Consider the following 26646-nt stretch of genomic DNA (forward strand, 5'->3'; position numbering starts at 1 on the left):
AGCCTGCGGCTCGCCCTACTTTTCTTTTGGGAAAAGTAGGCAAAACCATTGTCATCAGCAAAACCTGTTCACTTTTGGAATTTATTCCAAATGTATCGCAAAAACATTATCTTGCTTAAATCGCGCAGGTTGCTGATGACCTTTCCGAGTACCATATTTCTGATCAAATTTAGGTTAAGTATTTATTGTGTTATGTATAAATACCCAGTTTCAGGTTGGGTATTTTTTATTTTTAGACTGTCAAAAAACTGTCATACACTGATCATTAAAGTGTCAAAAAATGCTTTTAAGCTGAAAGCATGAAAATAACGACACAAATGGATGGCGATATGCAGAGTACATACGCGACATCTCTATTAAAGCAAGAGTTTCCTGAAAATTTTAAATTTTACTTTAAAAGGAAACAACTCAAAAATAAACAAGATGAATTGTCTGAACTTCAAGATTTAGTTCGTCCTCGTCTCAGAATTGCAATTGTGACAGAAACCTGGCCCCCAGAAATTAATGGTGTGGCTTTATCAATGATGCAATTGTGTCAGGGTTTACAGCGACTTGGACATAAAATTTTACTGGTACGACCAACACAAAAAGCAGTATGTACCGAATTCCACCCAGATCAGGAATGTCTGGTGATGTCACAGCCGATTCCTAAATATCCAAGTGTACAATTCGGATGGCCGCAATACCTCAAGGTTTCAAAAGCCTTTGAAAAATTTATGCCTGATGTAGTGCATATCGTCACAGAAGGGCCATTGGGTCTAACCGCTTTGCAGGCCGCAAAATCGCGAAAGGTTGCAGTTTCTAGTGGCTTCCATTCAGCCTTTCATGATTTTAGCCGTTTCTTTGATCTGGCTTTTCTGGTCAAGCCGATTCAGCGTTACTTAACATGGTTTCATAACAGTACAGATGTGACCTGCGTACCAAGCCAATATACAGAGCAGGCCTTACGCGGTTTTGGCGTAACGTGTCCTTTGGTGGTGGTGGGTCGTGGTGTGGATACCGAAAAGTTTTCACCGAAACATCGTTCAGAGCAGCTGCGCCAACAATGGGGCGCTGATGCTGACACCCGTGTCATGCTATATGTTGGACGCTTATCACCTGAAAAAGAAGTCGATGTGTTGGTGAAAAGCTTCCATGCTTTACAGGCACGACAAGGTAAAAATATTAAATTCGTGATTGTTGGAGAAGGGCCAGATCAGACACGTCTGAGCAAGATGGCGCAATCCAGTGATGTTGTCTTTATGGGGAGCTTGAGTGGAAAGGAACTTTCAGCGGCTTATGCCAGTGCCGATGTATTTACCTTTGCCAGCCAAGCCGATACATTCGGGAACGTCGTTTTAGAGGCCATTGCCAGTGGCCTACCTGTGGTTGCCTATGACTATGTCTGTGCGCATCAACATGTGAGACATGAAGTGACAGGCTGGCTGAGTCAGCTTGGAGAGACGACTGATTTTATTCAATCGATTTGTCATTTACCTGCGCTGCCACAGTTGAGACAAATGGGATTGCTTGCCAGCGAAAGCGTACAACAAAGCAGTTGGCAGTTTCCGGTACAACAATTAGAACACGCATTTTATCAGGTCGTGAGGAGTCTCCCATGACGACGACCTAAATCCTGAAGAGGAGAAAGAGTATGAAATTTCAAAATGCAAAAATAAAAATGCTGGATCTCGATTTAAAAGGGTGTGTCTACCTGAATCATCTTTCACAGTCGCAACGTGTCGCTTTATTTTTTAAGACGATCAGTCGTTTGGGCGATGGTCCATTTTGGTATGTCATGTTGTTGTCGGTATGGGTGATGCACGGTTTGGCGTACGGTGTGCAGATCTTGTATCTGATTGGGGCAGGGTCGGTGGGAACCTTAATTTATAAGTTTTTAAAAAATAAAACCACGCGTCCAAGACCTTATCAGGTACATCAGGTGATCATCTTGGGAGAGCGACCACTAGATCATTTTAGCTTTCCCTCTGGTCATACCCTACATGCTGTTATGGTGACCATCACATTGGGCTATATTGAGCCGTTGTTATTGATCCTGATGTTACCGTTTACGATCTTGGTCGCATTGTCCCGCATGATTCTGGGACTACACTATCCAAGCGATGTCATTGTGGGTGCAGTGATTGGTGCATCGGTTGCAAGTGCAATCATTTTGCTGGCACCGAGCTTTAATCTCATTTTGTAACGCATTATATAAATGTTTTAGCGACAATTTAGCACTTCAACACTATCTCTTAAATCTGGTGTTTTGTTAAAGTACGCTCAATCACATACTTTTATTCAGGTTGTTATATGGGCTTACGCTGGACAGATACGATTGATATTGCGATTGAACTCACTGAAGCGCATCCAGAAGTCGATCCACAGTGGATTCGATTTACGGATCTACATGCATGGGTGTGTGCTTTACCAGACTTTAGTGATGATCCTACTAAATCAACTGAAGGTTTGCTTGAAGCCATTCAAATGGCTTGGCTGGATGAAGTTCGTTAGAAATTCGTCAGAAATCGCTGAACTTTTGCATATTCAAGCTGATTATTAGCGATGACATCGGTATAATGCGGCAAATTTTTTTAGTTTAAACCATAATAGGAGTCAATCATGGCGATTGAACGTACTTTATCTATCGTAAAACCAGATGCAGTTTCTAAAAACCACATCGGCGACATCTTTGCTCGTTTCGAAAAATCAGGTTTGAAAATCGTTGCAACTAAAATGAAACACCTTTCTCAAGCTGATGCTGAAGGTTTCTATGCAGAGCACAAAGAACGTGGTTTCTTTGCTGACCTCGTTGCATTCATGACTTCTGGTCCAGTTGTTGTTTCAGTTCTTGAAGGCGAAAACGCAGTTCTTGCTCACCGTGATATCTTGGGCGCGACTAACCCTAAAGAAGCGGCTCCAGGCACAATCCGCGCTGACTTCGCTGTAAGCATCGACGAAAACGCTGCTCACGGTTCTGACTCAGTTGCTTCTGCTGAGCGCGAAATCGCTTACTTCTTTGCTGATAACGAGATTTGCCCACGCACTCGTTAATCCAAAGTATTCGAGCCAGATAAGTGGTATACTACTTATCTGGTTTTTTATTTTTTATAGATTGTATTGTGTAAATAATGCACAGTATTTTTTAGCGCTGATATTGTTTAGGTAAATATACATGAGTTCTGCAGTGGTCGTTTCATCAGAAAATTTAGATGAAAAACAACAGTCTGTTCCTACGCCTGTCGTTCAAGCTGCCGATAATAAAGTAAATTTACTTGGCATGTCTCGAGCTGAACTGGAAAAATTCTTTGAAGATCTGGGCGAAAAAAAGTTTCGTGCGGGTCAGGTCATGAAGTGGATTCATCAATATTTTGTGACAGATTTTGCCGAGATGACCAATATCTCGGGAAAATTACGTGAAAAATTAGAAAAAATTTGTGAAATTAAAGCGCCTGAAGTGGTGCATCGTAACTATTCCAAAGATGGTACCCGTAAGTGGGTATTCCGTGTCGGTGATGGTGATGGTTCGCTGGTTGAAACCGTATTGATTCCAGCAGATGATAAAACTGGCGCGCGTAAAACCTTGTGTATTTCTTCACAAGTGGGTTGTGCACTGGATTGCTCATTCTGTTCTACCGGTAAGCAAGGTTTCCAGCGTGACTTAACTCCAGCGGAAATTATTGGTCAGTTGTGGATGGCGAACTACTCCTACATGGAAGATGTTCCTGTTGCAGAGCGTGAACGTACCGTGACCAATGTGGTTATGATGGGTATGGGCGAACCTTTACTCAATTATGATGCTGTTCTAAGTTCTATGCAGTTGATGCTTGATGATTTTGCTTATGGCATGTCTAAGCGCCGTGTGACCTTATCGACTTCTGGTGTTGTTCCGAAGATTGATCAACTGGCGCAGGATATTGATGTTGCATTGGCAATTTCACTGCATGCACCAAATGATGAACTGCGTAATGAATTGGTGCCGATCAATAAAAAATATCCGTTACAGCAACTGATTGCGGCTTGCCAACGTTATTTGGGCAAAGATGGCAATGAAAGCTCTCGTCGCCATGTCACGATTGAATATGTGATGCTTGAAGGGGTCAATGACCAACCTGAGCATGCACAGCAATTGTTAAAATTATTGAAAAACTTACCAAGTAAAATCAACCTGATTCCATTTAATCCGTTCCCGCATGCACCATATGGCCGTTCGAGCCGTAACCGTATTATTTCGTTCCAAAAAACTTTGTCGGATGCCGGATTTGTGTGTACGATTCGTCAGACACGTGGTGATGATATCGATGCGGCGTGTGGACAATTGGTAGGACAGGTTGCTGACCGTACTCGTCGTGCTGAACAGTGGAAAAAGAAAGTGGCGCAACGACAAGAAATATTGCGCACACAAGGATAAAACTTGGGGAAAAAGCGTTGAATACAACTCGATCAAAAACGATTATAGCGACAGCTGTTGTGTTTACTTTACTGGGCTTAACAGCTTGCCAGACGCCATCTACAACATTAAAAAAAGATCCGGAAAAAGCGGTGCAGGTTCGTACACAACTTGCGGCAGAATATATTCGTACACGTGATCTGGATTCAGCCAAGCGTTCGCTTGATCAGGCGTTAAAACTGAATTCCCGAGATGCCAACGCCAATATGATGATGGGCATCTTGCTGCAACAAGAAGGTAGTGCAGCAAATATGGAAAAAGCGGAGTCTTATTTTAAGCGCGCTATTTCTACCGAACCGGATAACGCTCAGGCTCGTAATAATTACGGTACATATTTGTACCAGCAGCAACGCTATAATGAAGCCATTGAGCAATTTACCCGTGCGGGCGCAACCCTAGGTTATGATCAGCGTTTTCAGTCGCTGGAAAATCTGGGGCGAATCTATTTAAAACTTGGCGATGTTGCGAATGCTGAAAAATCATTCAAACAGGCGCTACAAGCGAATCGAAACGCAACAATTTCAATGTTAGAGTTGGCGGAAATTTTCTATTTGCAACAAAATAATAGAGATGCATCGCAACTATACGAACAATATGTTCGTAATGTAGGTCAGAAAAACCAGGGTGCCCGTGCGCTTTGGATTGGTTTACGCATTGCTCGCGCAAATGCGGATCAGTTAGGAATGCAAGTGTTAGTCAATCAGTTACGCGCTTTATTTCCTGATAGTCCAGAATATCAACGTTATTTGCAATTACAGTACAGTACTGAGGCCGTATGGAAATAAATCCAAATTCACATCAGCCAACTGGCTCAACCTCGCCATCGTCTGCGTTAGGAAATATTCAACGACCTGGTGAGTATTTGCGTCAAATTCGTATTGCACAAAAGAAAGAAATTGAAGAGATTGCAAACGTATTGAACATGCCTGTCAAAACCTTGACGGCATTAGAGCAAGATGATTATAAGTCATTGCCAGAAGCGACTTTTATCAAAGGTTATTATCGTGCTTATGCAAAGCATTTAAATGCGGATGCAAGTGCGATTATTCAGCGTTTTGATGAAATCTATGTTAATGATACAGGTCTTAAAGCCAGCCATGCCTTGAATAATTCTCCGATTAAAATCATGGGGAAATTATCAGGCTCAAAAAGCGTGCGTAACCGTAAATGGTTGAAACGCATTGCGATTGTGGCGGCTGTTGCATTGTTGGCATGGTTAGCAGTCCTGGCTGTACAGAATTGGACATCAAGCCATAAGGATGATGCGGATGTACCAAAGATTAAAAACTCTGAAGTTGAAATTCTGCCAATGAGCGGAAATACAACGGCAGCAACATCTGGTGACCAATTAGTCCTGAACTTTAACCGTCCAACCTCTGTGCATATTGTGGACGCAACAGGTAAAGTATTGGCAACAGGTCGTCAGGCATCGACATTGAATTTGAGTGGTCAGTCTCCATTCCAGATTCGTTTAGATGATGCGACCGCTGTATCTCTGGTGCTAAATCAGGAACAAATTTCGTTGTCTCCATATACCGTCAATGGAAAAGCAGAATTCCGTTTGTCTCGTTAATGACAAAGAGTAGAGCTATACGATGATTGTGAACCCAATTAAACGCCGTCCAACACGTAAAATCCGTGTCGGTTCAGTGTATGTCGGTGGTGATGCCCCGATTAGTGTTCAAAGTATGACGAATACTGAAACTTGTGATGTCGATGCGACCGTGGCGCAAATCCAGCGCTGTGCAGATGCTGGTGCAGACATCATGCGTGTTTCTGTTCCTTCAATGGAAGCGGCAGAGGCATTTGGTGCAATCCGTAAACGTGTGAGCGTGCCGTTGGTTGCGGATATTCATTTTGATCATCGTATTGCTTTGGCTGTCGCGGATTATGGCGCGGATTGTTTGCGTATTAACCCCGGCAATATCGGTTCAGATCAGAAAGTACGTGAAGTGGTTGCTGCGGCAAAACATCATGGCATTTCGATCCGTATCGGTGTAAATGCGGGTTCATTGGAAAAAGACTTACAAGCAAAATATGGTGAGCCGACAGGGCAGGCTTTGCTTGAGTCTGCAATGCGTCATATCGATATTCTAGACCGTTTAGATTTTCATGAGTTCAAAGTCAGCGTAAAAGCGTCGAATGTGTTTTTGACCATGGACGCTTACCGCTTATTGTCACAACAGATTGATAATCCGTTGCACCTCGGTGTTACAGAGGCAGGAATTTATCGTACAGGTACGGTGAAATCGGCGATTGCGCTTGGTGGATTATTGATGGAAGGCATTGGCGATACCATGCGTATTTCGCTTGCTGCCGAACCAGAAGATGAAATTAAAATCGGTTTTGATATTTTAAAATCGTTGGGCTTGCGCTCAAACGGCATTAACTTTATTGCTTGCCCAAGCTGCTCACGTCAAGAATTCAATGTGATTCAGGTGATGCAGGCGCTGGAAGAGCGTTTAGAAGATATTCGTACTCCGATGGACTTGTCTGTCATCGGATGTAAAGTGAATGGTCCAGGTGAAGCCAAAGAAGCGGATATCGGGATCGTGGGAGCATCTCCTCGTTCACTGGTCTACCGTAATGGCGAAAAGAGCCATTTAATTGACACAAATCAGTTGGTTGATGAAATTGAAACAATGGTTCGTCAACGTGTTCAAGAGCTTGAAGAAGCAAAATCTAAAGAAATTATTCGTAGTTCATCATGAGTTCAATCGTCGCTATCAAAGGTTTTAATGACATCCTTCCAACGCAAACAGCGGCTTGGAGAAGTCTGGAACAACAACTTGCATCTTTAATGGATGCTTATGGTTATCAACAGATCCGCTTACCGATCGTTGAGCAAACCGGTTTATTCAAACGTGCTATTGGCGATGCGACCGATATCGTTGAAAAAGAAATGTATACCTTTTTCGACAAAGGTAATCCGCCTGAATCACTAACCTTACGTCCAGAAGGGACTGCGGGCTGTGTACGTGCGTTGCTTGAACATAATTTGTTGCGTGGCGCGACACCGCGCGTGTGGTATATGGGACCCATGTTCCGTTATGAAAAACCGCAAAAGGGCCGTTACCGTCAGTTCCACCAGTTTGGTGTGGAAACCTTTGGTGTGGCAACCCCAGATATCGATGCAGAGTTAATTTTACTCACCGCGCGTTTATGGAAGCGTATGGGTGTTGCTGACAAGGTTCAACTTGAGTTGAATACTTTAGGTGAAACCGACGAGCGTGCAGAATACCGTGCAGCATTGGTTGAGTTTTTAAATCAGCACAAAGATGCTTTGGATGAAGACTCTCAACGTCGTTTGACCACCAATCCATTGCGTATTCTGGATTCTAAAGTCGAATCAACGCAAAAGATTCTGGAAAATGCGCCAAAGTTGCATGATTTTCTCAAAGAAGATTCAATCAATCACTTCCAGCAATTACAGCAATATTTAACCGATGCTGGTATTGAGTTTGTGATTAACCAAAAGTTAGTACGTGGTTTGGACTACTACAACAAAACCGTATTTGAATGGACCACCACTATGTTGGGTTCACAAGGTACGGTATGTGCCGGTGGTCGCTATGACGGCTTGGTTGGACAGCTAAAAGGTAAAGCAGATCAGTCTGTCCCTGCGGTTGGTTTTGCGATGGGAATGGAGCGTTTGCTACTGTTACTTGAGCAAGTTGAACAAGCCAAAGCTGTACGTGATTGCGAAATCTTCTTATTGGCTGAGCCTGCTTATCAAGCCAAAGCTTTGGTTTTGGCTGAACAGATTCGTGATCAGTTAGAAGCGGCAAATAGCCCGATTCGTTTAAAAACAGGTTCACAAGGTAGCATGAAAAGCCAAATGAAAAAGGCCGATCAGTCTGGTGCGATCTTTGCGATGATCTTGGGTGAGCGCGAGTGGGAATCACAGCAGCTTCTCATTAAAGAACTTGCGACAGCAGAACAGTCACAGGTTGCCTTAACTGAGCTAACGCCATTTTTGATCGAAAAATTTAAACAATAAGTTGAAAAATTTAGGAAAAGGACAATCACATGAGTTTAAGTGATGATGAACAGCTCGACAGTTTAAAGTCGTTTGCCAAAAAATATGGTTCTGCAATCATTAGCGGAATTCTCATTGCCTTGATTGCCTTTTTCGGATGGGAATACTGGCAAAAAAAGACCCTTGCTGAATCTCAGAACCAGACCGCGAAGGTACAGAAGTTGATGGATGAGGCCAAAGCTGCCACGGGTCAGCCAAATGCCTTTGCAACCTTATCTGAAGCTGCAGATAAAATTGTGAAAGATGATGCTGATTCTGCTCAAGCGATTCAGACGCAATTTATCATGGCGAAGCTTGCGTATGAAAAGCAAGACTATGCTGCTGCTGAGAAAGCTTTGAAGAAAGTTGAAAACTCAAAAGTGAAAGATGAGGGTTTGCTACAAGTTGTTAAATTACGTTTGGCTGATGCTCAGTTGGCACAAAACAAGTTTGATGATGCGTTAAAAACTTTATCTGCTGTGACAGAGCCTGCGTTCAAGGCCACTGCTGATGAGCTTCGCGGTGACATTTTTGTTGCGAAAAAAGATAACGAATCTGCGCGTAAAGCGTATCAAAGTGCATGGGATAACTTGCTCGAGCGTAAACAAGAGCGTCAGCTTTTACAAATTAAACTCGAAAGTGTTGGCGTTTTAGTAGATGATCCTGAGTTTGAGCGCCCGATCTTAGATACCAAAGTGGATGAGTCTTAATGCAGAATAAACTAAAACTTCCTTTGGCAATTGCAATTGCTTCAGCTTTACTTGTTGGATGTTCGAGCAATAAAGTAAAAGAGGCAAAACCAAACCCATTGCCAAAAATCACGCAAGAACAAAGTTTAAACCTTGTTTTTTCACAAAGTGTTTCGTCTACAAAAGCTGCTGAAGCATTGCGCTTGCAACTGGATACAGACAATGGTGTGATTTTTGCGATTGACCCTGATGGTCAGGTTTCTGCTTACAAAGGTAAAGAACGCCTTTGGAAAAGCAAGATTACCAAACAAGAACTGACTGCGGGTGTTGAAGCCGGAGAAGGGATTGTTGTAATCGGTAATCGCAAAGGACAGTTATTTGGTTTAGATCAGGCCACAGGCGAGCAAAAGTGGACAGCAAAATTGTCTGGTGCAATTCTGTCGCCATCTTTGATTCAGTCTGGTCGCGTCATTACCATTGCCAATGATGGTACTGTGTTTGCACATGATACGGTAACAGGTCAGCAAGTCTGGGCTTATAAACTGCCAAACGTACAGTTTAGTTTACGTGGTCAGCCAGCCCCAGTTCGCTTGGATGATCGTACCGTGTTGATTGGTTCTGCAAATGCTTATGTGTATGCGCTAGATATCATCAGTGGTGTACCTCGCTTCCAGCGCCGTGTTGCGATTAGCGATGGTCGTTCAGACATTCAACGTTTGATTGATGTGGTTGGCGATCCAGTGGTTGCTGGTCAATTCCTTGTAACGACCAGCTTCCAAGGTCAGGTAACCGTGACAGATCTTGCTTCACAACGTGTGGTGTGGAGTGAAGATGCAAGCAGTACCAACAGTGCTGAAGTTGCCGAAGATAAAGTATTTGTGACTACAACCGATGGTAAGTTAAACGCTTATAGCTTGGCGACTGGCGAGTTGGTTTGGCAGAATGAAGAATTGTTAAATCGTCAGTTGAGCAACCCTGTGATGTTGGGACAAAACCTTGTTGTTGGTGACTTGGATGGAGTACTTCATCTGATTAATCCAGCATCAGGCAAGTTGATCGGTCGTGCGAAAACCAGCGGTGAAGTCCGTTCATTACGTGTGATTGATAATCAGCTTTATGTTGCCACTCGAAAAGGTGCATTAACCATTTGGCAGAATCGATAATTTTGCCTTAGCTTGTGGTAAAATGCTCAATTAGCTATTGCTAGACAAAACATATATCGGGGTGTTTGATTATCAAAGCCCCGAATTTTTATTTTATTTACTTGAGTTCGGTATCAAATTTTAACTGAAATATGGTACTCGAAAACGTCATCCGCAACTGTTTGAGACAGGACTACATTGATTAGATGTGGTTTCTGTGATGGGTCAAGAGACTCGATGACAATGAACGAGTTTTGCGGATGACAATGGTTTTGCCTACTTTTCCCGAAAGAAAAGTAGGTCGAGCCGACGGCTTATTCCAAAATAGGATGAGTACTCGGCAAGATCCCATTATGATCATTCATACCTCAAGGTTATTCTCTATATCAAGGTTAATCTATGAAACCCGTTATTGCGCTCATTGGTCGTCCAAACGTCGGAAAATCAACGCTATTTAACCAAATCACCAAAAGTCGTGATGCTTTGGTTGCTGACTTCGCTGGTTTAACTCGTGACCGCAAATATGGCGATGCGGTTTATCAAAATAAATCATTCATTGTCGTAGATACGGGCGGTATTGGTGAGAATGAAGGTGGCATTGACTCCTACATGGCAGAGCAGTCAAAAACTGCAATCCATGAAGCAGACATCATTGTTTTTGTCGTTGATGCACGTGCTGGCTTATTGGCTTCGGATGAGCAAATTGCTCGTGAGCTACGTACATTGGGCAAGAAAGTACATTTGGTTGCCAATAAGGTCGATGGTGTACATGCAGAAGCTGCATTAGTTGAATTCTATAAGCTCGGTATGGGCGAACCGATGCAGGTTGCGGCCAGTCATGGTCGTGGGGTGCAGCAAATGCTTGAAGAAGTGTTGGCTGAAGTTCCAGAAGATGAAAATCCAGACGAGCACAACAAAAATACAGGTTTACGTTTAGCGATTATTGGTCGTCCAAACGTCGGTAAATCGACTTTGGTAAACCGTTTACTGGGCGAAGAACGTGTTGTTGCGTTTGACCAGCCGGGTACAACGCGTGACTCGATTTATATTCCTTATGAGCGTGATGGTCGTCAATATACCTTGATTGATACTGCGGGTGTACGCCGTAAAGGTAAGGTTGATGAGATGATTGAGAAATTCTCAATCGTTAAAACCTTGCAAGCGATGAAAGATGCGCATGTTGTGGTTGTGGTTGTCGATGCACGTGAAGGGATTGTTGAACAAGACTTACATTTGATTGGTTATGCGCTCGAAGCGGGCCGTGCCATGGTCATTGCGATCAACAAATGGGACAACATGACCGAATATGATCGTAAGCAATGTAAACTTGATGTTGAACGCCGTTTTGACTTTATTCCATGGGCAAAAATCCATTTAATTTCAGCTTTACATGGTACTGGTGTAGGCGAGCTTTATCCTTCGATTCACCGTGCTTATGAGTCAGCAAACTTAAAAGTTTCACCTGCAAAACTGACTCAGATTCTAAGTGATGCAACTGAGGCACATCAGCCGCCAATGATCAGTGGTCGTCGTATTAAAATGCGTTATGCGCATATGGGCGGACAAAATCCACCAACGATCGTCATTCATGGTAATAAGGTGGATAAGACCCCAGCGGATTATCGTCGTTATCTGGAAAATGTATTCCGTAGAGTGTATAAGCTTGAAGGTACACCCGTTCGTATTGACTTTAAAACTTCTGAAAACCCATTTGAAGGACGTAAGTCGCAAGTGGATGAACGCGTTGCAGCACGTAAACGTCGTTATGTTCAGAAATTTAAAAAAGCAGAAAAGAAATTCAAGCGTTAAGCCGTACTTAATGCTCAAAAGCCCAAAGTTTGCTTTGGGCTTTTTTTGGTTCTATTGTTTTATTAATAAATATTAATAATCAGGTTTTTTGTTTAGCTAGACTTTAGAGAAAATTGACAATAAGTATTTAGGTGTAAGTTATTGAAATATAATGAAAATATATTTTTTGTTAATTTTCGTGCTAGTGCTATAATGCCACCGCAAAATTTCCTTAAATTGTCTATTTTTTAAACCAGATTGGATTGTGCATTGCATGTTTAAATTACATCTAACGCAGCCTCAGCTTACCTATGCACAGCAAAACTATGCTGCGCTAGAGGCTATTCCTGCAATGCAACGTCGTCGTTTATCTCCATTGGCAAAAATGGCTCTCCATGGCGCATTAACCGCTTTGGCAGGCAAGCATGCAGATTATATCGTCTGGGTTTCAAAATACGGGGATGAGCAAAAAACTTTAGATATTCTAAAAGATGTATTACAAGAACAAACACCATCACCTACACAATTTTCAACCTCTGTCCATAATGCGATTGCAGGCTTATATTCGATTTTGTGTCAGGACGATACACCTTCTACAAGCCTGAGTTGTGAATGGACCGAAGCCTTGATCGAAGCCTATGCCATTTTAAAATCCAGCACCACAGTAAAGCGTGTTTTGGTGGTGGCTTATGATCAAGCTTTACCTGATCTCTATAGTGATGCATCTGATTTTCCAGCATTTTCGTTGGCAACGGTTGTGAGTCTGGAAGAACCTAATTTAGAGGTTCTAGCATTATCTGGTTCAGAACACATGGAAAGTTTGGCTTTTTACCAATTTTGGCAATCTGTAGAAGAAAACCTGTCTGTAGTGAGATGGAAAAAATGTTAAAGCTCAAGCAGATTAAACAAAAAACCAATTATTTTTGGCGTGTTGCCGCCACAGGATTTAGCTTTGCAAGTTTTGGTGCAGGCGGTATCGGCATTGCAACATTGGTTGCGCCTCTGGTTCATGTGACCAGCCGTGATCCACAAATCCGCCAGCAACGTGCACAGCAAGTGATTCGTTATAGCTTTAAAGGCTTTACCGAAATGATGGTTAAGTTAGGCGTCATGACCTATTCGGTAGAAGGGCTGGAAAAACTACAAAATAGTCGCCAAGAACTGGTGATTGCCAATCATCCCACCTTGATTGATGTGGTGGTAATGATTGGTCTGATGCAACAAGCCAATTGTGTGGTTAAGCAATCGCTATGGTCAAATCCCTTTACGCGTGGGCCAGTCCGTAGCGCAGGTTATATTCTAAATGCAGGTTCGCAGCAGTTTATTGAGGATTGCGTAGTTCGCTTAAAAGAGCAGGGCGCAGCTTCATTATTGATCTTTCCTGAAGGAACCCGCACGGAAAAAGGCGAATCTCTGAACGAGTTTCAACGCGGTGCTGCAAATATTGCCATCCGTGCCAATGTGCCAGTGCGTCCAGTGTTGATACGTTGTACACCGTCGACCTTAACCAAAAATGAAAAATGGTATCATGTGCCTGCGCAGCCTTTTCATATTGAAATTAAGGTACTCGATGCAATTGAGGTCAAAGACCTATTAGCGGATTCAGACGTTAGCCCTAAGCAGGTACGTCAGTTGAATCAACAGTTTTATCAAATTTTTAATGATGAGTTATCTAAAAATGAGCAATCTTGCTGATGAATTAAAGCAAATGATTATTGATGTTCTCGCACTTGAGGATATTAGCATCAGTGATATTGAAACCGACGCTCCACTTTTTGGTGAGGGTTTGGGTTTAGACTCAATTGATGCTCTAGAGTTGGGCTTGGCATTGAAAAAGCGTTACAACATTCATTTGAATGCCGAGTCAGATGAGACCAAACAACATTTTAAATCAGTTCAAAGTCTAGTGGCTTTGGTTGAAGCACAGCAAGCAGTTTAAGGAGTAGAGCGATGTTAACTCAAGAACAGGTGCTGGCAAAATTAAGAGAATGGATGCAGGATTTATTTGAAATTGAGCCTGACGATATTCAGCTTGATTCAAATTTATATGAAGATCTCGATGTCGACAGTATTGATGCTGTGGATTTAGTGGTGAAAATTAAAGAACTGACTGGCAAGCAGGTGAAGCCAGAAGACTTTAAAGCCGTTAGAACAGTACAAGATGTGGTTATTGTCATTCAGAATATGACGGCTGAATGAAACATCTGTTCAGAGGGGGCGTGATCACATTTTTTGTGTTATACCCCTTTATTGTCGGATGGAGTCTATCGCATGGTCAGTTTCTCTGGGTCAGTGGTTTACTCGTCGTTTTGGGTATACTTCGTTTAGTCAGTGCGAAAAAAGACTTGATGTTACCTTTGACTGGACTGGCCATTATTTGTGGTGGTTTGAGTCTGATTTTAAAAGATCATGCCTGGCTAAAGCTTTATCCCGTTGGGATGAGTTTGGGCGCTTTGCTTATCTTTGCCCTGACATTATATAAGCCACCTTCCATGATTGAGCGTTTTGCCCGTCTGATGGAACCTGATTTACCTGCATCGGGAGTACAGTGGACACGTAAAGTGACTGTGGTCTGGTGTATATTTTTTAGTATCAATGCCCTGATTGCATTGGCAACCTGCTTTGCGCCAATGAAGTTTTGGGTGATCTATAATGGTTTTATCTCTTACGTTTTGATGGGAATTTTATTATTGGGTGAGTTTATCTTGCGCAAAAGACATCAACGTTTAAATCAAACAACATCTTAAAATACTATGCCTATCTTCTTTTATAACGATACAGATTCAGCGAAAACGTTTTGTATTAGTGCTGAATTTAAAACCATTTCTTATGCGGACTTTTGGCAAGATGTTGCTGAACAGACAGCGGCTATTCAAAATTTACCTCAACAGATCTGGGCGTTATGGGAGCAGGACAGTTACCAATTTAGCGTTCTGTTTTTTGCAGGCTTGCTCGCGAACAAAAAAATTATTTTACCGCCGCATCGAGTGCGTGATTTAGAGCAACAATTTTTACAGCAAGATATCCATTTTCTTGAACGTCAACCTGTTCAAGCATCTTTAAAGCGCAGTGAACATGAAGCGAACCTGATCAGATTACAAAAAGATGAATTCCTCGATCAGGCGGAAGTGATGTTTTTTACCTCTGGCTCAACAGGGGAACCGAAAAAGATTGAACGGACCTTAAAGCAGCTTTTAAATGAAGTTTCAGGCTTGGCCAGTAGTTTCCAGCTCAATGAAAAAAGTGCTGCGATTGCGACGGTTAGCCACCAACATATCTATGGATTATTGTTTAAGCTGCTTTTACCGTTAGCTACGGGCCGTCCTTTTTTCAATACACAACTGGCTTTCCCAGAAGATGTTATTCAAGCACAACAGCGTTTAGCTCAAGCGGGTTGGACAAATTATGTGATCTCAAGTCCTGCGCTATTAAAACGTTGGAGTCAGGATTTAGCCTTAAAACATTGTGAAATGGCCTTTAGCTCAGGTGGAAAACTGGATGCAGGTATTCGTCCGCATCTGAATGTACCGATTGTGGAGGTTCTGGGTAGCTCCGAAACGGGAGGCATCGCACACCGTCATCAGGATGAGGCCGCGTGGGCAGCATTTGATAATGTTGAGATTCAGATTTCGGCGACTACGCAGCTTATGGTGCAAAGTAACCATGCCGGTGAGTCTGGCTGGATCGTCACTGGGGATGCTGCTGAATGGATCGATATCAATCTGAAGCAATTTAAACTATTGGGGCGACTTGATCGGATTATCAAGCTCGAAGAAAAGCGTTTAAGTCTGGATGCCATTGAACAGCAGATCAATACTTTGGTTGAGGTTGAACAAAGTCATGCCTTGGTGACGGAACATCAGAATCGCCAAATTCTGGCGTGCATTGTGGTGCTTACACCAGCGGCTCAGCAACAACTGATTGAACTGGGTAAAGCTACATTTGTGAAGAAGTTAAAGCAGCAACTCCAGTTTCAGCTTGAAACCATTGCGATTCCAAGACAATGGCGTTTCCTCAGTCAGATTCCACAAAATGCGCAGTCAAAACGAGATAAAAACTATTTAAAAGCGCTTTTTGCACCAATGCTACAACCCGTGGTTTTATCACAGTGGCAGTTGCAGGATGAGCAGTATCTTTTACTCGAGTTCCCTCCTGAACTGGAATGTTTTAAAGGACATTTTCCAAATCAACCGATTTATCCTGGCGTTGGGCAGATCAGTTTTATTCAACAGTTTGCCAAGAATAGCTGGTCTGATTTAAATGAGTGTCAGGGCTTGGAGCAGATCAAGTTCCAGAATCTGATACGTCCTTATGCGGTGATACAATTAAAATTAACGCGAAAACAGCATAAAATTAGCTTTGAAATGACTGCCGTAGAACAGACTTTGGCTTCTGGTCGTCTTTCGTTTGCCGTTGATGAGGTTTAGGGGTAGTTATGTTGATATATAGCATTGTGATTCCTGTTTATAATCATCCGCATTATCTGGCTGATCTGGTACAGCATTTATCTCAGTTCCAGTATCCGATCATCTTGGTTAATGATGGCAGTGATGCTGCCTGTACAGCGATTCTGCATCAACTGGCACAACACAATGCTTTGGTCGATTTGGTTGAGCATCCAGAAAATTTAGGCAAAGGCCAAGCCGTGATCACAGGCCTGCAACATGCAGCACAACGGGGCATGAGCCATGTATTGCAGATCGATGCAGATGGTCAGCATTGTTGGGACGATGTGGCGAAATTTATTGCGTTATCGCAACAGCATCCACAGGCGATGGTAATTGGGCAACCTGTTTTTGATGCTTCTGTACCTAAAAAGCGCCTCTATGGTCGTTATGTCACACACTTTTGGGTCTGGCTGAATAGCCTGTCTTTTGAGATTAAAGACAGTATGTGCGGTTTCCGCATCTATCCATTGGCGCAAACAATGCCAGTCCTGAACACAGCTCGATTCCAGCCACGAATGGGCTTTGATAGTGAGATTTTGGTACGGTTAAAGTGGGAAAATATCCAGTTTGTAAATGTGCCGACCAAGGTGATTTATCCTGAACATGGCATTTCTCATTTTAATGTGTGGCGGGATAATCTCGGTTTAAGCAAAGCCCATGCAAGGCTATTTGCTGGCATGCTGATTCGGTTGCCTAAATTAGTCTGGCATAAGATCAAGGCTGACTAATTTTATGGTACAGCACAGAACAGATCGCACTTGGCACGATATTAAAGAGCGTGGCGGGCTTTTACCCTTGATGCTCATGCTTGGTTTTTATCGTTGTGGCGGGCGCTGGTTATGCCGTGTCGTGCTGTACTTTATTATCATGTGGTATTGGCTCTTTGCCGTGACTGCACGTAAGGCATCGCTGCAATATTTACAACGTTTGCATCAGTTTGCAGGCACACAATCGCCGTTTGAAGCGATGCCGAACTGGACCAATAGCTATACGCATTTTATGCAATTCGGCGAATGCATTTTAGATAAAATTGAAGGCTGGTTAGGTCATATTCCTGAACAAAAATTACAGCTATTCGGGCATGAGCATTTTCAGCAGCATTATCAGAAAGGTACGATTATTGTGGTGTCGCATTTTGGCAATATTGAATTGTTGCGTGCGATAAAATCTGAACATCCACAAAAAATTAACGTGCTGGTCTATCAAAAACACGCGTCTCAATTTAACCAGTTTTTAAAAAAAATTAATGATAAAGCCGATGTGAATTTAATTTCTGTCGATGAACTGGGAATTGAAACCGCGATATTGTTGCAGGAAAAAATGCAGCAAGGTGAGTGGGTCATCGTGGCCGCAGATCGTGTCCCTGTGCAATCAGATCGTGTGCAAACTGTACAATTTCTAGGGCAAGCGGCAGCTTTACCTCAAGGTGCATGGATTCTGGCAAATTTACTCAAGGTGCCTGTGCTGGCAGTGTTTTGTTATCGTGCCCAGCAAAACTTTCAGGTGCATATTCATTCGATTGCTGAACAGGTCGATTTACCGCGTAAAACCCGTTTAAGCAGTATGCAACACATCACACAATCCTATGTCACCGTATTAGAACAGCATTGCTTACGTGCACCGTATCAATGGTTTAATTTTTATCAGTTTTGGACAAAATAACGTGAATGCAAGTCAAATTGAAGTAAGGGTCAAGCCTGTTCTGGTTGTGGGGGAACAAGCGCTGAGTATCGAAGATGTGGTGGCTGTTGCCCGCCAAGAGATGCAAGTGGCTTTACCTACGTCAACGGCTTGGCGTGAATTGATTCAACGCGGGGCTGACTTTTTAGATCAACTCTTGCTTGATGAAGGTGTGATTTATGGTGTAACCACGGGTTATGGCGATTCCTGTCTGGTTGAAATTCCCATGCATCAAGTCAATGAACTGCCTTTGCATTTGTCTCGTTTTCATGGCTGTGGTTTGGGTGAAAATCTGGACCTAATCACTGCACGTGCGGTTGTGATCACACGTCTTTGTTCATTGGCGCGTGGTTATTCAGGTGTCTCTTTGGCATTGCTGGAGCGTCTGGTCTGGATGCTCAATGAAAATATCATTCCTGTGATTCCATCAGAAGGTTCTGTCGGCGCAAGTGGTGATTTGACCCCTTTATCGTATATTGCTGGTGCTTTAGTCGGCGAGCGGGATGTCTATGCACAAGCTAAGGTTGTGCCGATCGCCCAAGTCTATGCAGAGAAAGGAGTTCAGCCGCTCATCTTGCGTCCCAAAGAAGGGTTGGCTCTGATGAATGGTACCGCTGTGATGACAGCGATTGCTTGCTTAAACTATAAAAAGGCTGAACAGGTGGCATTGGCAAGTACCTTGATTACGGCCTTAAATGTACTGGCACTTGAAGGGAATCCAAGTCATTTTGATGAAGTTCTATTTGCACAAAAGCCTCATCCGGGGCAGCAGCTGATTGCACAGCAACTACGTGAATGGCTGAATAGTGAAGTACAAACAGCACATCAAAGTCCACGTTTGCAGGATCGTTACTCCTTACGTTGTGCACCGCATATTATTGGGGTGTTTGAAGATTCAAAAACATGGTTGCGCCAGTTTATTGAAAATGAATTAAATTCGAGTAACGATAACCCGTTGATTGATCCTGTGAACTTACGGGTCCTTCATGGTGGACACTTCTATGGCGGGCATATTGCACAGGCTATGGACAGTTTAAAGATCATGATTGCCAATATTGCGGATCTGATGGATCGCCAAATTGCACAACTGGTTGATCATAAGATGAATCATGGATTGCCGCGTAATCTGACAGGCTCTGGTGCAGACCGCTTGCCACTAAATCATGGTTTTAAAGCGGTACAAATCGGGGTGTCGGCCTGGACTGCCGAGGCATTGAAGCATACGCTAGCGGCCTCTATTTTTTCTCGTTCTACCGAATGTCATAATCAGGACAAAGTCAGTATGGGTACCATTGCAGCACGGGATGCAACTCGTGTGATTACCTTGACTCAGCAGGTTCTGGCGGCTTTATGTTGTGCCAGCGTACAGGCGGTGCATTTAAAAGGTGTGGTTTCACAACTCAGTCCAAGTTTAAAAGCCTTTGTCGAATGGACCTTACAAAGTTTTGCATTACTTGAAGAAGACCGTCCATTACAAACTGAATTACAACAAATCATTGATCGTTTCGACAACTTTGAATTGTTCAATCAGTTTCGGGAAAAGGCATAGGAGCGCACAATGCAGGCAGATGTAATCATTGAGATTCCTTTTCATGATGTTGATACCATGAATGTGGTCTGGCATGGACATTATTTAAAGTATTTTGAAATCGCCCGTTGTAAGTTGCTGGAACAGTTTAATTATAACTACAACCAGATGAGAGCATCAGGCTATGCATGGCCCGTGATTGAAAGTCATGTGCGTTATGTACAGGGCATTGAGTTTGAGCAGAAAATCAAAGTCCGTGCCATTTTAAAAGAATGGGAAAATCGTTTAAAAATCGAGTATTTGATTCTGGATGCAGAAACTGGACGCCGTTTAACCAAGGGTTATACCACACAAGTTGCAGTGAACATTGCCAATCGTGAAATGTGTTTCCAGTCACCGCAAGTTTTACTGGACTGTTTGAATGCCTGGGATGCATTTAAGGAGCATCATCATGATTAATCTGCTCTCGAACGTCTTACAGCGTCTGCTGCAAAAACGTCACTGGTTAGCACTGCACAGTGTTGTGTGGAGTTTATTGCTCGGTTTCAGTGTGGCTGCTTCTGCCAATACCGAACAGGTATCTTCGATTTTTAAGCAGCTGTCTAAAAGTGACATCGTACGCGCTGATTTTGAGCAGCAAAAGAAACTCGCCAGTTTGAATAAAACCTTTACTTCTAATGGTGCCTTGACCTTTGCCAAAGCTAATGGCGTGCTGTGGCAAATTAAGCGTCCTGTTCAGGCAGATCTGATCGTTACGCAAAAGAAACTCGTCCAGAAAACACAGAGAACCTATAGCCAGATTCAGATTGATCAGTCACCTTATAGTTCGGTTGCAACTTTATTTTTACAGTTGATGTCTGGTGATGAAAAGGCACTGGCAAAGAATTTTAATGTCGTTTCAGCGGATTATCGACCAACAGGCTGGAATATTGCTTTAACACCTAAATCAGGATTATTTAAAAAGCTGTTTGTGCGAATAGATGCACAAGGACAGCAATATGTGAATAAAATTGTGATTCAGGAACAGGGCAATAACAGCACCACGATTTTATTCCGTAATCAAAATCCTCAACCGAACCAACTCACGGCTGCTGAAGATGCGCTTTTCCAATTGGCAAAATAAATTTACTGCCATCTGGTTAGTTCTTTTAACCATTGTTGGACTTGCGCTTGCAGTGGCATGGTTGAAAAAGGATATTCATATCCAGACCAATATTTTTGCTTTGTTGCCTGAAACACAGCAAAATCCTGAACTCGCGCAAACTCAGAAATATATAAGCGATCAACTGAATGAGAAAGTTTTTGTCGTTTTAGAGAGCTCTGATCAACAGGTCTTAGCGCAAGCGACTCAACTGTTTCAGCAGCAACTGCAACAAAGTGATTTGTGGCAGCCGCTTAAGCCACAACTCGATTTAGAACAATTTTCCAAACAGTTATATCAGCATCGGGCAGGCTTACTGAGCCAGCAAGATCGGCAGTTTTTACAGCAACAGGATTATGAGGCACTGACTGAACAGAGCCTAATGCAACTCATGAGTGTCGGCATGCCGATTACTGCGACCTCATTGCAGCAGGATCCATTGCTGTTATTTCCACGTTATATGCTAAATGTGGTAAATCAGGCGGGAAGTCATATCGAGCTGGAAGACGGATTCGCCACGATTCATGATGAGCAGAAAATATCACGTTTATTGGTGTTGGAATTAAAGAACAGTCCTTATAACATCGATTATCAGGAACAGGTCACAGGCTGGATTGAACAGCTAAAACCGCAGCTTGCACAGCTCAAGGTAACGTCCCATTGGACTGGAACTATTTTATTTTCTAATTTCGGTACGCAGTCTGCAAAACAGGAAATTTCAACCATTGGGTTAGGCTCGACGTTTGGATTAATTTTATTGGTCTGGTTTGGTTTCCGTTCATTTCGTCCACTCATCACTGAATTTATCGCTGTATCAACAGGCAGCTTGCTGGCATTTGCAGTGACCCATTTGGTGTTTGGGGAAATTCACTTGATGACGCTGGTGTTTGGGGCAAGTTTAATCGGGGTCTGTGTCGATTTCTCTTTCTATTTTATGGCGATGCAATCCCAGCACCGTCAGCTGGATGGCTTTAAAATTCTAACACCGTTGTTACCCAGCTTATTTATGGGCTTAATGACAACGGTGGTGGCTTATATTTTTCTAAGCTTCACGCCATTTCCTGCCTTTAGACAAATTGCAGTCTTTTCGATTGTCGGTCTGGTTGCGGCCTGGATCACCAGTGTCTTGTTATTGCCACGCTTACCGCCTTTAAATGCACAGCCTGCAATTCGCCGTCTGGTCTGGATCGGACAGGTGAGACAATGGTTCCAGCAACATCAGAAAGTTCGTTATGGCTTTATTTTAACTATTCTGGTGATCGGTGGTGTCAGTCTATTCGCTTTGCAAGCGAATGATGATATTCGTAATTTGCAAAGCATGGACAGCAAGCTGAAGCAGGAAGATCAGTATATTCGTTCTCTGTTTGGGCAACAGCAAAGTAGTGACTATTTTGTGGTACGGGCTAACTCAACTGCTGAACTTGAACAGCAGGAGTCAAAATTAGTCCAGCAACTGCAACACTTGCAGGCGCAAGGCCAGATTGAAAGCTTTCAGGCCTTGGGACAATGGATTCCACCCTTCGCTCAGCAACAGCAAAATGTGAAATTGCTGCAGCAAATTCCAGCAACGGCACTGAAAAACTATGCAGAAAGCATGGGTTTAAAGTTTGCAGATGTACAGCAGTGGCAACAGCAATTGCAGCAGCAACCTTTATTAACACAGCAGGTTTTTCAACAGCATCCATTGGCATTTTTGCAGCCTAATCCAACCGAACGTCTGGTCATGGTCAGTGGGGTGAAACAGGTTGATATATTGCAGCAACTGGAATCGTCCCATATTGATTTTCAGCAACCTGTCAGTACGCTTTCGCATGCTTTTGCACAGCATCGCCAGCAAGCCCAGCACTTACTGATTTATGCTTTGCTGAGCTTGGCTATCGGGTTGGGTATCATCTATGGCAAGCGTTCAATCATGCCGCTGGTTCTACCAGTCAGTTTGGCGTTATTGACGACGTTTGCCATTCAGGCATGGCTAGGTGTGGAAATTAACCTGTTTAGTATCATGGGAACTTTTCTGATTATCGGGATTGGCGTGGATTATGCGATTTTCTATCGACATGGACATGATCATCCCCAGATCGTTGGCATGGCCCTGTTTTTGTGTATGATGTCGACCTTATTGGGCTTTGGTTTATTATCATTAAGTCATACCTATGCAATTCATTGTTTCGGTTTAACTGTTTTATTGGGCGTCATCTTTTCATTTATTTATGCGACATTGCTTACACCAGCAGATCAAAAACATATTGTGAACTTACAAGAGCATTAGAAGATTTAAGTTTTAGGGGTTGAAATGAGTACTTTACAACACACAGATGTGGTGATTATAGGCGCTGGGCCTTCGGGCAGTTCAGCCGCAGCCTTGCTTCGTCAAAAAGGCTATGCCGTGACGGTGATTGAGAAGCAATATTTTCCACGCTTTTCAATTGGCGAATCGCTATTGCCACAATGTATGGTGTTTCTGGAAGAAGCGGGACTATTGGAAACAGTGCGTGCGCATGTTGAAGAGCATGCTTTCCAGTTTAAAAATGGTGCTGCATTTCTATGTGGTGAGAAACGTAGTCACTATGATTTCACTGAGAAATTTAGTGAAGGTCCTGGTACCACTTGGCAAGTTCGCCGTGCTGATTTTGACCATTTACTGGCTCAGCAGGCTCAGCACTATGGTGCTGATATACGCTTTGGACACGAAGTGATTGCAGTCGATGTTGAGACCGAACATCCGATTTTGACGGTGATGGATGAAGCACAACAACACTATCAAATTCAGGCCAGATTTTTATTAGATGCCAGTGGATTTGGGCGCATCTTACCGAAGTTTCTAGAATTAGAAAGTCCGTCAAATTTTCCTGTTCGTCGTGCCTTATTTACCCATATCGAAGATGGTATTGGTGACCGTGCCGATTTCGATCGTGAGAAAATTCTGATTACGGTCCATGAAAAAGATCGCCGTGCATGGTACTGGCTGATTCCTTTTGCGGATGGTCGTGCATCATTTGGTGTGGTGGCAGAACAGGATTTCTTTGACCATTATCATGTGGAAGATGCGACACAAAATGAGCCAGAAGCATTATTGAAACGTATTCTGGCAGATGATCCCGCTTTATCTGCGGTGTTGCAGCAAGTAAAATTTGATACACCAGTGCGTACTTTGGTCGGTTACTCTGCCAATGTAAAACATTTGGCAGGGCGTAATTACGCTTTACTCGGCAATGCGGGAGAGTTTCTTGATCCGGTATTTTCTTCGGGCGTAACCATTGCACTGAAATCTTCCAGTCTGGCGATTCCTTTGCTTGACCGTATGTTGCAAGGTGAACCAGTGGACTGGATGCAGGAATATGAAATGCCTTTACGTAAAGGCATTCAGGTGTTCCGTGCTTATGTGGAGTCGTGGTATGAAGGTGAATTTCAGGATGTGGTATTTGCCACGCATCAAAATGAAGGAATTCGCCGTATGATTTCCTCACTTTTGGCGGGGTATGCATGGGATGATCACAACCCAATTCATAAAAATGCCAAGCGCCGTTTAAGTACTCTGGCTGAGTATTGCCGTGATGGTGTGGCGCAAGAGAAAGCCTTTGAGGTTTAATATGCAACGGATTTGGACCAGCCTATTGTGCTGTAGTGTATTAGTATTTACGGGCTGTCAGCTGACACCGCATGCGCAAGGGCTGCAAAGCAGTCATTGGCCTGCGCAGCAATATCAACGACAAGATCAAGTTGAAGTGCAGTGGAAAGACAAGAGCTTTAGTTTTTTGCTATATCAGCAGCAGCAGGGACAACAGCTTAGTCTGGTGGGTCTTGGGCTGACAGGACAAGCCTTGTTTCAGTTGCAGTTTGATGGACAGCAGGTCAAGGTACAGCAACGCATTGACCAGATGCGCTTACTTCCTTTTGAGTTTGTGGTTCGGGATATTTTATTTGCAACTTATCCTGAATTTGCAACCTTGGGACAGCAGGGCGTCACTGTTAAAAATGGCGAGTATCAGCAGCAGGTGTTGATTCAGCAGAAAGTCATTTTGCAGATCCAGAAAAATGGCAGTTCAATTGAGCTGGATAATGTGCAAGTCCCTTATCGCATGACTTTAAGTCCGATTGAAAATACCTTAAATAGTGATCAATCTGAGCAAGGGATGCAGCCATGAGTCACTCTTTATCTCAGCAAGCACCGTTGCAAGCGGTTGGTATTCCCCTCAGTGTCGGACTATCCGCATTAGGTCAGGATATTCCGCACATTCGCGAACGTTTAACGACGCCTGACAATACCCTAACACTGGAAACAGGATTTTTAGCTGATCGTCCAGTTTGGGGAGGGCGTTATGCAGATGCATTAATTGAAACCGTGCCAGAGTCTTTAAAGACATTTGATTCGCGGAATCTACGTTTTGCCTTGACTGCGCTGCAAAAAATTGAGGTTGAGCTCCAACAGCAGATTGCGGGGATTGATCCAAAACGTCTCAGTATTGTGATGGGAACTTCAACTTCAGGCATTTCTGACAGTGAGAAATTACTCAAGCAGTATTTTAATGGCGATGAAACGCTTGAAATTTCACATCAGCCACAGGAAATGGGCTGTCTGGCAAAAGCACTGCAACATTATCTAGACTGGCAGGGCGCTGCTTATACCATTTCGACAGCTTGCTCATCGAGTGCCAAAGCATTTGCTGCGGGACAGCGTTTAATTCAGGCTGGATTGGCAGATGCTGTATTGGTGGGTGGTGTCGATAGCTTATGTCAATTGACCTTAAACGGGTTTAATAGTCTGGAAAGCTTATCTGCTGATATTTGCCAACCCTGCGGTGTCAATCGTGATGGAATTAATATTGGTGAAGCTGCTGCATTATTTTTACTAACCAAGGCATCTGCACCCATCATGCTCTACGGTGTGGGTGAGTCGATGGATGCATGGCATATTTCTGCACCTCACCCTGAAGGTTTAGGGGCTGCGACAGCGATGCAACGTGCTTTGGAGAGTGCCGCGGTTGCACCTGAACAGGTGGGATATATCAATTTGCATGGGACTGCCACACCGCAAAATGATGCAATGGAAATCAAGGCAGTTCGGCAAATCTTTTCCGCTCAGCATGTGGCATTAAGCAGTACCAAGCACAAGACAGGGCATTGTTTAGGCGCGGCGGGTGCGATAGAGGCTTTTATTTGTACCCAGCTATTAAAAGATCAGAACTGGTTGCCATTACATCAGCACACAGAAATTGATCCTGATCTGGCGGATCAGCACTATGTTACTGATTCTCAGCAGACTGGGAATATTCATTATGTGTTGAGTAACTCTTTTGCCTTTGGGGGCAGTAATATCAGCTTATTATTTGGTGTGGGAACATAAATGAAACTGGATGCAATTCAATATATTCCGCACGAACAGCCCATGGTCTTTATTGATCATCTGGTTGAGGCCAATGAAGGTTATGCGATTGCTGAACTGACCATTCGCCCTGAGCTAATGTTCTGTGAAGCAGCAGGTTTGCCAACATGGACAAGCATTGAAATTATGGCACAGACCATTAGTGCTTATTCTGGCTGGATGGGACAGCAATTACAGCAAGCGCCCAAGGTCGGCTTCCTATTGGGAACACGAAAACTTCAATTACCTTTTGCCTATTTTTCACTTGGGCAGACACTAAAAATTCGGGTTGAACAGCAATATCTGCATGAAGGCTTAGGGCAGTTTTCTTGTGAAATTCACTGCAATGCGCAGGTGATTAGTGCCATGTTAAGTGTTTATGAGCCGACAGATCCATCGACACAGACTTTATCGTTTTAGG

The 26646-nt window shown here is 43.3% G+C and carries 28 protein-coding genes; all 28 read left to right on the plus strand.

Annotated features, from left to right (window positions below):
• Positions 1–329: 329 nt before the first annotated feature.
• On the plus strand, positions 330–1601 hold the full coding sequence (locus A9Z07_RS12420; protein ID WP_069578989.1) for a glycosyltransferase family 4 protein: 1272 nt from the start codon (positions 330–332) through the stop codon (positions 1599–1601).
• A gap of 32 nt (positions 1602–1633) precedes the next feature.
• Complete coding sequence (locus A9Z07_RS12425) at positions 1634–2185, plus strand: phosphatase PAP2 family protein (protein ID WP_004775631.1); 552 nt, start codon at positions 1634–1636, stop codon at positions 2183–2185.
• 107 nt (positions 2186–2292) lie between these two features.
• Positions 2293–2493, plus strand: coding sequence for a Fe-S cluster assembly protein IscX (iscX, locus tag A9Z07_RS12430; RefSeq protein WP_004775630.1), 201 nt, complete (start codon positions 2293–2295; stop codon positions 2491–2493).
• 108 nt (positions 2494–2601) lie between these two features.
• Entirely contained in the window at positions 2602–3033 is a 432-nt protein-coding gene (gene ndk, locus A9Z07_RS12435) for a nucleoside-diphosphate kinase (protein ID WP_004775629.1), read from the plus strand.
• Between the two features lie 121 nt (positions 3034–3154).
• A complete protein-coding gene (rlmN, locus tag A9Z07_RS12440) occupies positions 3155–4390 on the plus strand; it encodes a 23S rRNA (adenine(2503)-C(2))-methyltransferase RlmN (RefSeq protein ID WP_004775628.1) in 1236 nt (411 codons plus the stop codon).
• A 17-nt stretch (positions 4391–4407) separates the two neighbouring features.
• Positions 4408–5214 (plus strand): type IV pilus biogenesis/stability protein PilW, encoded by an 807-nt coding sequence (pilW, locus tag A9Z07_RS12445; protein ID WP_004775625.1) that lies wholly within the window; start codon positions 4408–4410, stop codon positions 5212–5214.
• Positions 5205–6002 (plus strand): helix-turn-helix domain-containing protein, encoded by a 798-nt coding sequence (locus A9Z07_RS12450; protein WP_069578992.1) that lies wholly within the window; start codon positions 5205–5207, stop codon positions 6000–6002. The genes pilW and A9Z07_RS12450 overlap by 10 nt, the downstream gene beginning before the upstream one ends.
• A 22-nt stretch (positions 6003–6024) precedes the next feature.
• A complete protein-coding gene (gene ispG, locus A9Z07_RS12455) occupies positions 6025–7140 on the plus strand; it encodes a flavodoxin-dependent (E)-4-hydroxy-3-methylbut-2-enyl-diphosphate synthase (protein ID WP_005259644.1) in 1116 nt (371 codons plus the stop codon).
• Positions 7137–8429 (plus strand): histidine--tRNA ligase, encoded by a 1293-nt coding sequence (gene hisS / locus A9Z07_RS12460; RefSeq protein ID WP_047429258.1) that lies wholly within the window; start codon positions 7137–7139, stop codon positions 8427–8429. The genes ispG and hisS overlap by 4 nt, the downstream gene beginning before the upstream one ends.
• A gap of 29 nt (positions 8430–8458) precedes the next feature.
• A complete protein-coding gene (locus tag A9Z07_RS12465; RefSeq protein WP_004775619.1) occupies positions 8459–9157 on the plus strand; it encodes a YfgM family protein in 699 nt (232 codons plus the stop codon).
• Positions 9157–10299 carry an outer membrane protein assembly factor BamB gene (bamB, locus tag A9Z07_RS12470; protein ID WP_047429262.1) on the plus strand — a complete coding sequence of 381 codons (1143 nt, stop codon included), beginning with the start codon at positions 9157–9159 and terminating at the stop codon, positions 10297–10299. The genes A9Z07_RS12465 and bamB overlap by 1 nt, the downstream gene beginning before the upstream one ends.
• Before the next feature lie 378 nt (positions 10300–10677).
• A complete protein-coding gene (gene der, locus A9Z07_RS12475; protein ID WP_004775614.1) occupies positions 10678–12087 on the plus strand; it encodes a ribosome biogenesis GTPase Der in 1410 nt (469 codons plus the stop codon).
• A gap of 253 nt (positions 12088–12340) precedes the next feature.
• Positions 12341–12955: a beta-ketoacyl synthase chain length factor gene (locus tag A9Z07_RS12480; RefSeq protein ID WP_069578996.1), complete on the plus strand. Its 615-nt coding sequence runs from the start codon at positions 12341–12343 to the stop codon at positions 12953–12955.
• Positions 12940–13761, plus strand: coding sequence for a lysophospholipid acyltransferase family protein (locus A9Z07_RS12485; protein WP_139126642.1), 822 nt, complete (start codon positions 12940–12942; stop codon positions 13759–13761). Before A9Z07_RS12480 ends, A9Z07_RS12485 begins: the two co-directional genes overlap by 16 nt.
• On the plus strand, positions 13745–14005 hold the full coding sequence (locus A9Z07_RS12490; RefSeq protein ID WP_004775609.1) for a phosphopantetheine-binding protein: 261 nt from the start codon (positions 13745–13747) through the stop codon (positions 14003–14005). The genes A9Z07_RS12485 and A9Z07_RS12490 overlap by 17 nt, the downstream gene beginning before the upstream one ends.
• Positions 14006–14016: 11 nt before the next feature.
• Positions 14017–14265, plus strand: coding sequence for an acyl carrier protein (locus A9Z07_RS12495; protein ID WP_004775608.1), 249 nt, complete (start codon positions 14017–14019; stop codon positions 14263–14265).
• A complete protein-coding gene (locus tag A9Z07_RS12500; protein WP_069579000.1) occupies positions 14262–14813 on the plus strand; it encodes a septation protein IspZ in 552 nt (183 codons plus the stop codon). Before A9Z07_RS12495 ends, A9Z07_RS12500 begins: the two co-directional genes overlap by 4 nt.
• A gap of 6 nt (positions 14814–14819) precedes the next feature.
• Positions 14820–16493 carry an AMP-binding protein gene (locus A9Z07_RS12505; RefSeq protein ID WP_069579003.1) on the plus strand — a complete coding sequence of 558 codons (1674 nt, stop codon included), beginning with the start codon at positions 14820–14822 and terminating at the stop codon, positions 16491–16493.
• Positions 16494–16501: 8 nt separating this feature from the next.
• Complete coding sequence (locus A9Z07_RS12510) at positions 16502–17242, plus strand: glycosyltransferase family 2 protein (protein ID WP_069579009.1); 741 nt, start codon at positions 16502–16504, stop codon at positions 17240–17242.
• 4 nt (positions 17243–17246) lie between these two features.
• The gene (locus A9Z07_RS12515; RefSeq protein WP_069579013.1) at positions 17247–18176 is read left to right on the plus strand and encodes an acyltransferase; all 930 of its coding nucleotides are present in this window, start codon (positions 17247–17249) and stop codon (positions 18174–18176) included.
• A gap of 1 nt (position 18177) precedes the next feature.
• On the plus strand, positions 18178–19743 hold the full coding sequence (locus tag A9Z07_RS12520; RefSeq protein ID WP_069579087.1) for an HAL/PAL/TAL family ammonia-lyase: 1566 nt from the start codon (positions 18178–18180) through the stop codon (positions 19741–19743).
• A gap of 9 nt (positions 19744–19752) precedes the next feature.
• Entirely contained in the window at positions 19753–20181 is a 429-nt protein-coding gene (locus A9Z07_RS12525) for an acyl-CoA thioesterase (RefSeq protein WP_004775601.1), read from the plus strand.
• Positions 20174–20845 carry a LolA family protein gene (locus tag A9Z07_RS12530; RefSeq protein WP_069579017.1) on the plus strand — a complete coding sequence of 224 codons (672 nt, stop codon included), beginning with the start codon at positions 20174–20176 and terminating at the stop codon, positions 20843–20845. The genes A9Z07_RS12525 and A9Z07_RS12530 overlap by 8 nt, the downstream gene beginning before the upstream one ends.
• Complete coding sequence (locus A9Z07_RS12535) at positions 20820–23132, plus strand: MMPL family transporter (protein WP_069579023.1); 2313 nt, start codon at positions 20820–20822, stop codon at positions 23130–23132. The genes A9Z07_RS12530 and A9Z07_RS12535 overlap by 26 nt, the downstream gene beginning before the upstream one ends.
• Before the next feature lie 24 nt (positions 23133–23156).
• On the plus strand, positions 23157–24452 hold the full coding sequence (locus A9Z07_RS12540; protein ID WP_069579027.1) for an NAD(P)/FAD-dependent oxidoreductase: 1296 nt from the start codon (positions 23157–23159) through the stop codon (positions 24450–24452).
• A gap of 1 nt (position 24453) precedes the next feature.
• Positions 24454–25008 (plus strand): DUF3261 domain-containing protein, encoded by a 555-nt coding sequence (locus tag A9Z07_RS12545; protein WP_069579032.1) that lies wholly within the window; start codon positions 24454–24456, stop codon positions 25006–25008.
• Positions 25005–26207, plus strand: a complete 1203-nt coding sequence (locus A9Z07_RS12550; RefSeq protein WP_069579037.1) for a beta-ketoacyl-[acyl-carrier-protein] synthase family protein — start codon at positions 25005–25007, stop codon at positions 26205–26207. Before A9Z07_RS12545 ends, A9Z07_RS12550 begins: the two co-directional genes overlap by 4 nt.
• On the plus strand, positions 26208–26645 hold the full coding sequence (locus tag A9Z07_RS12555) for a 3-hydroxylacyl-ACP dehydratase (RefSeq protein ID WP_069579043.1): 438 nt from the start codon (positions 26208–26210) through the stop codon (positions 26643–26645).
• Position 26646 lies beyond the last annotated feature (1 nt).

It is taken from the genome of Acinetobacter sp. YK3, assembly GCF_001729365.1.
Taxonomy (GTDB): Bacteria; Pseudomonadota; Gammaproteobacteria; order Pseudomonadales; family Moraxellaceae; genus Acinetobacter; species Acinetobacter vivianii.

What these genes read in the sequence shown, in the direction of transcription:
- A9Z07_RS12420 (WP_069578989.1), top strand. Translation starts at nt 330, where the DNA reads ATGCAGAGTACATACGCGACATCTCTATTAAAGCAAGAGTTTCCTGAA.
- A9Z07_RS12425 (WP_004775631.1), top strand. Translation starts at nt 1,634, where the DNA reads ATGAAATTTCAAAATGCAAAAATAAAAATGCTGGATCTCGATTTAAAA.
- iscX (WP_004775630.1), top strand. Translation starts at nt 2,293, where the DNA reads ATGGGCTTACGCTGGACAGATACGATTGATATTGCGATTGAACTCACT.
- ndk (WP_004775629.1), top strand. Translation starts at nt 2,602, where the DNA reads ATGGCGATTGAACGTACTTTATCTATCGTAAAACCAGATGCAGTTTCT.
- rlmN (WP_004775628.1), top strand. Translation starts at nt 3,155, where the DNA reads ATGAGTTCTGCAGTGGTCGTTTCATCAGAAAATTTAGATGAAAAACAA.
- A9Z07_RS12450 (WP_069578992.1), top strand. Translation starts at nt 5,205, where the DNA reads ATGGAAATAAATCCAAATTCACATCAGCCAACTGGCTCAACCTCGCCA.
- ispG (WP_005259644.1), top strand. Translation starts at nt 6,025, where the DNA reads ATGATTGTGAACCCAATTAAACGCCGTCCAACACGTAAAATCCGTGTC.
- hisS (WP_047429258.1), top strand. Translation starts at nt 7,137, where the DNA reads ATGAGTTCAATCGTCGCTATCAAAGGTTTTAATGACATCCTTCCAACG.
- A9Z07_RS12465 (WP_004775619.1), top strand. Translation starts at nt 8,459, where the DNA reads ATGAGTTTAAGTGATGATGAACAGCTCGACAGTTTAAAGTCGTTTGCC.
- bamB (WP_047429262.1), top strand. Translation starts at nt 9,157, where the DNA reads ATGCAGAATAAACTAAAACTTCCTTTGGCAATTGCAATTGCTTCAGCT.
- der (WP_004775614.1), top strand. Translation starts at nt 10,678, where the DNA reads ATGAAACCCGTTATTGCGCTCATTGGTCGTCCAAACGTCGGAAAATCA.
- A9Z07_RS12480 (WP_069578996.1), top strand. Translation starts at nt 12,341, where the DNA reads ATGTTTAAATTACATCTAACGCAGCCTCAGCTTACCTATGCACAGCAA.
- A9Z07_RS12485 (WP_139126642.1), top strand. Translation starts at nt 12,940, where the DNA reads ATGGAAAAAATGTTAAAGCTCAAGCAGATTAAACAAAAAACCAATTAT.
- A9Z07_RS12490 (WP_004775609.1), top strand. Translation starts at nt 13,745, where the DNA reads ATGAGCAATCTTGCTGATGAATTAAAGCAAATGATTATTGATGTTCTC.
- A9Z07_RS12495 (WP_004775608.1), top strand. Translation starts at nt 14,017, where the DNA reads ATGTTAACTCAAGAACAGGTGCTGGCAAAATTAAGAGAATGGATGCAG.
- A9Z07_RS12500 (WP_069579000.1), top strand. Translation starts at nt 14,262, where the DNA reads ATGAAACATCTGTTCAGAGGGGGCGTGATCACATTTTTTGTGTTATAC.
- A9Z07_RS12505 (WP_069579003.1), top strand. Translation starts at nt 14,820, where the DNA reads ATGCCTATCTTCTTTTATAACGATACAGATTCAGCGAAAACGTTTTGT.
- A9Z07_RS12510 (WP_069579009.1), top strand. Translation starts at nt 16,502, where the DNA reads ATGTTGATATATAGCATTGTGATTCCTGTTTATAATCATCCGCATTAT.
- A9Z07_RS12515 (WP_069579013.1), top strand. Translation starts at nt 17,247, where the DNA reads ATGGTACAGCACAGAACAGATCGCACTTGGCACGATATTAAAGAGCGT.
- A9Z07_RS12525 (WP_004775601.1), top strand. Translation starts at nt 19,753, where the DNA reads ATGCAGGCAGATGTAATCATTGAGATTCCTTTTCATGATGTTGATACC.
- A9Z07_RS12530 (WP_069579017.1), top strand. Translation starts at nt 20,174, where the DNA reads ATGATTAATCTGCTCTCGAACGTCTTACAGCGTCTGCTGCAAAAACGT.
- A9Z07_RS12535 (WP_069579023.1), top strand. Translation starts at nt 20,820, where the DNA reads ATGCGCTTTTCCAATTGGCAAAATAAATTTACTGCCATCTGGTTAGTT.
- A9Z07_RS12540 (WP_069579027.1), top strand. Translation starts at nt 23,157, where the DNA reads ATGAGTACTTTACAACACACAGATGTGGTGATTATAGGCGCTGGGCCT.
- A9Z07_RS12545 (WP_069579032.1), top strand. Translation starts at nt 24,454, where the DNA reads ATGCAACGGATTTGGACCAGCCTATTGTGCTGTAGTGTATTAGTATTT.
- A9Z07_RS12550 (WP_069579037.1), top strand. Translation starts at nt 25,005, where the DNA reads ATGAGTCACTCTTTATCTCAGCAAGCACCGTTGCAAGCGGTTGGTATT.
- A9Z07_RS12555 (WP_069579043.1), top strand. Translation starts at nt 26,208, where the DNA reads ATGAAACTGGATGCAATTCAATATATTCCGCACGAACAGCCCATGGTC.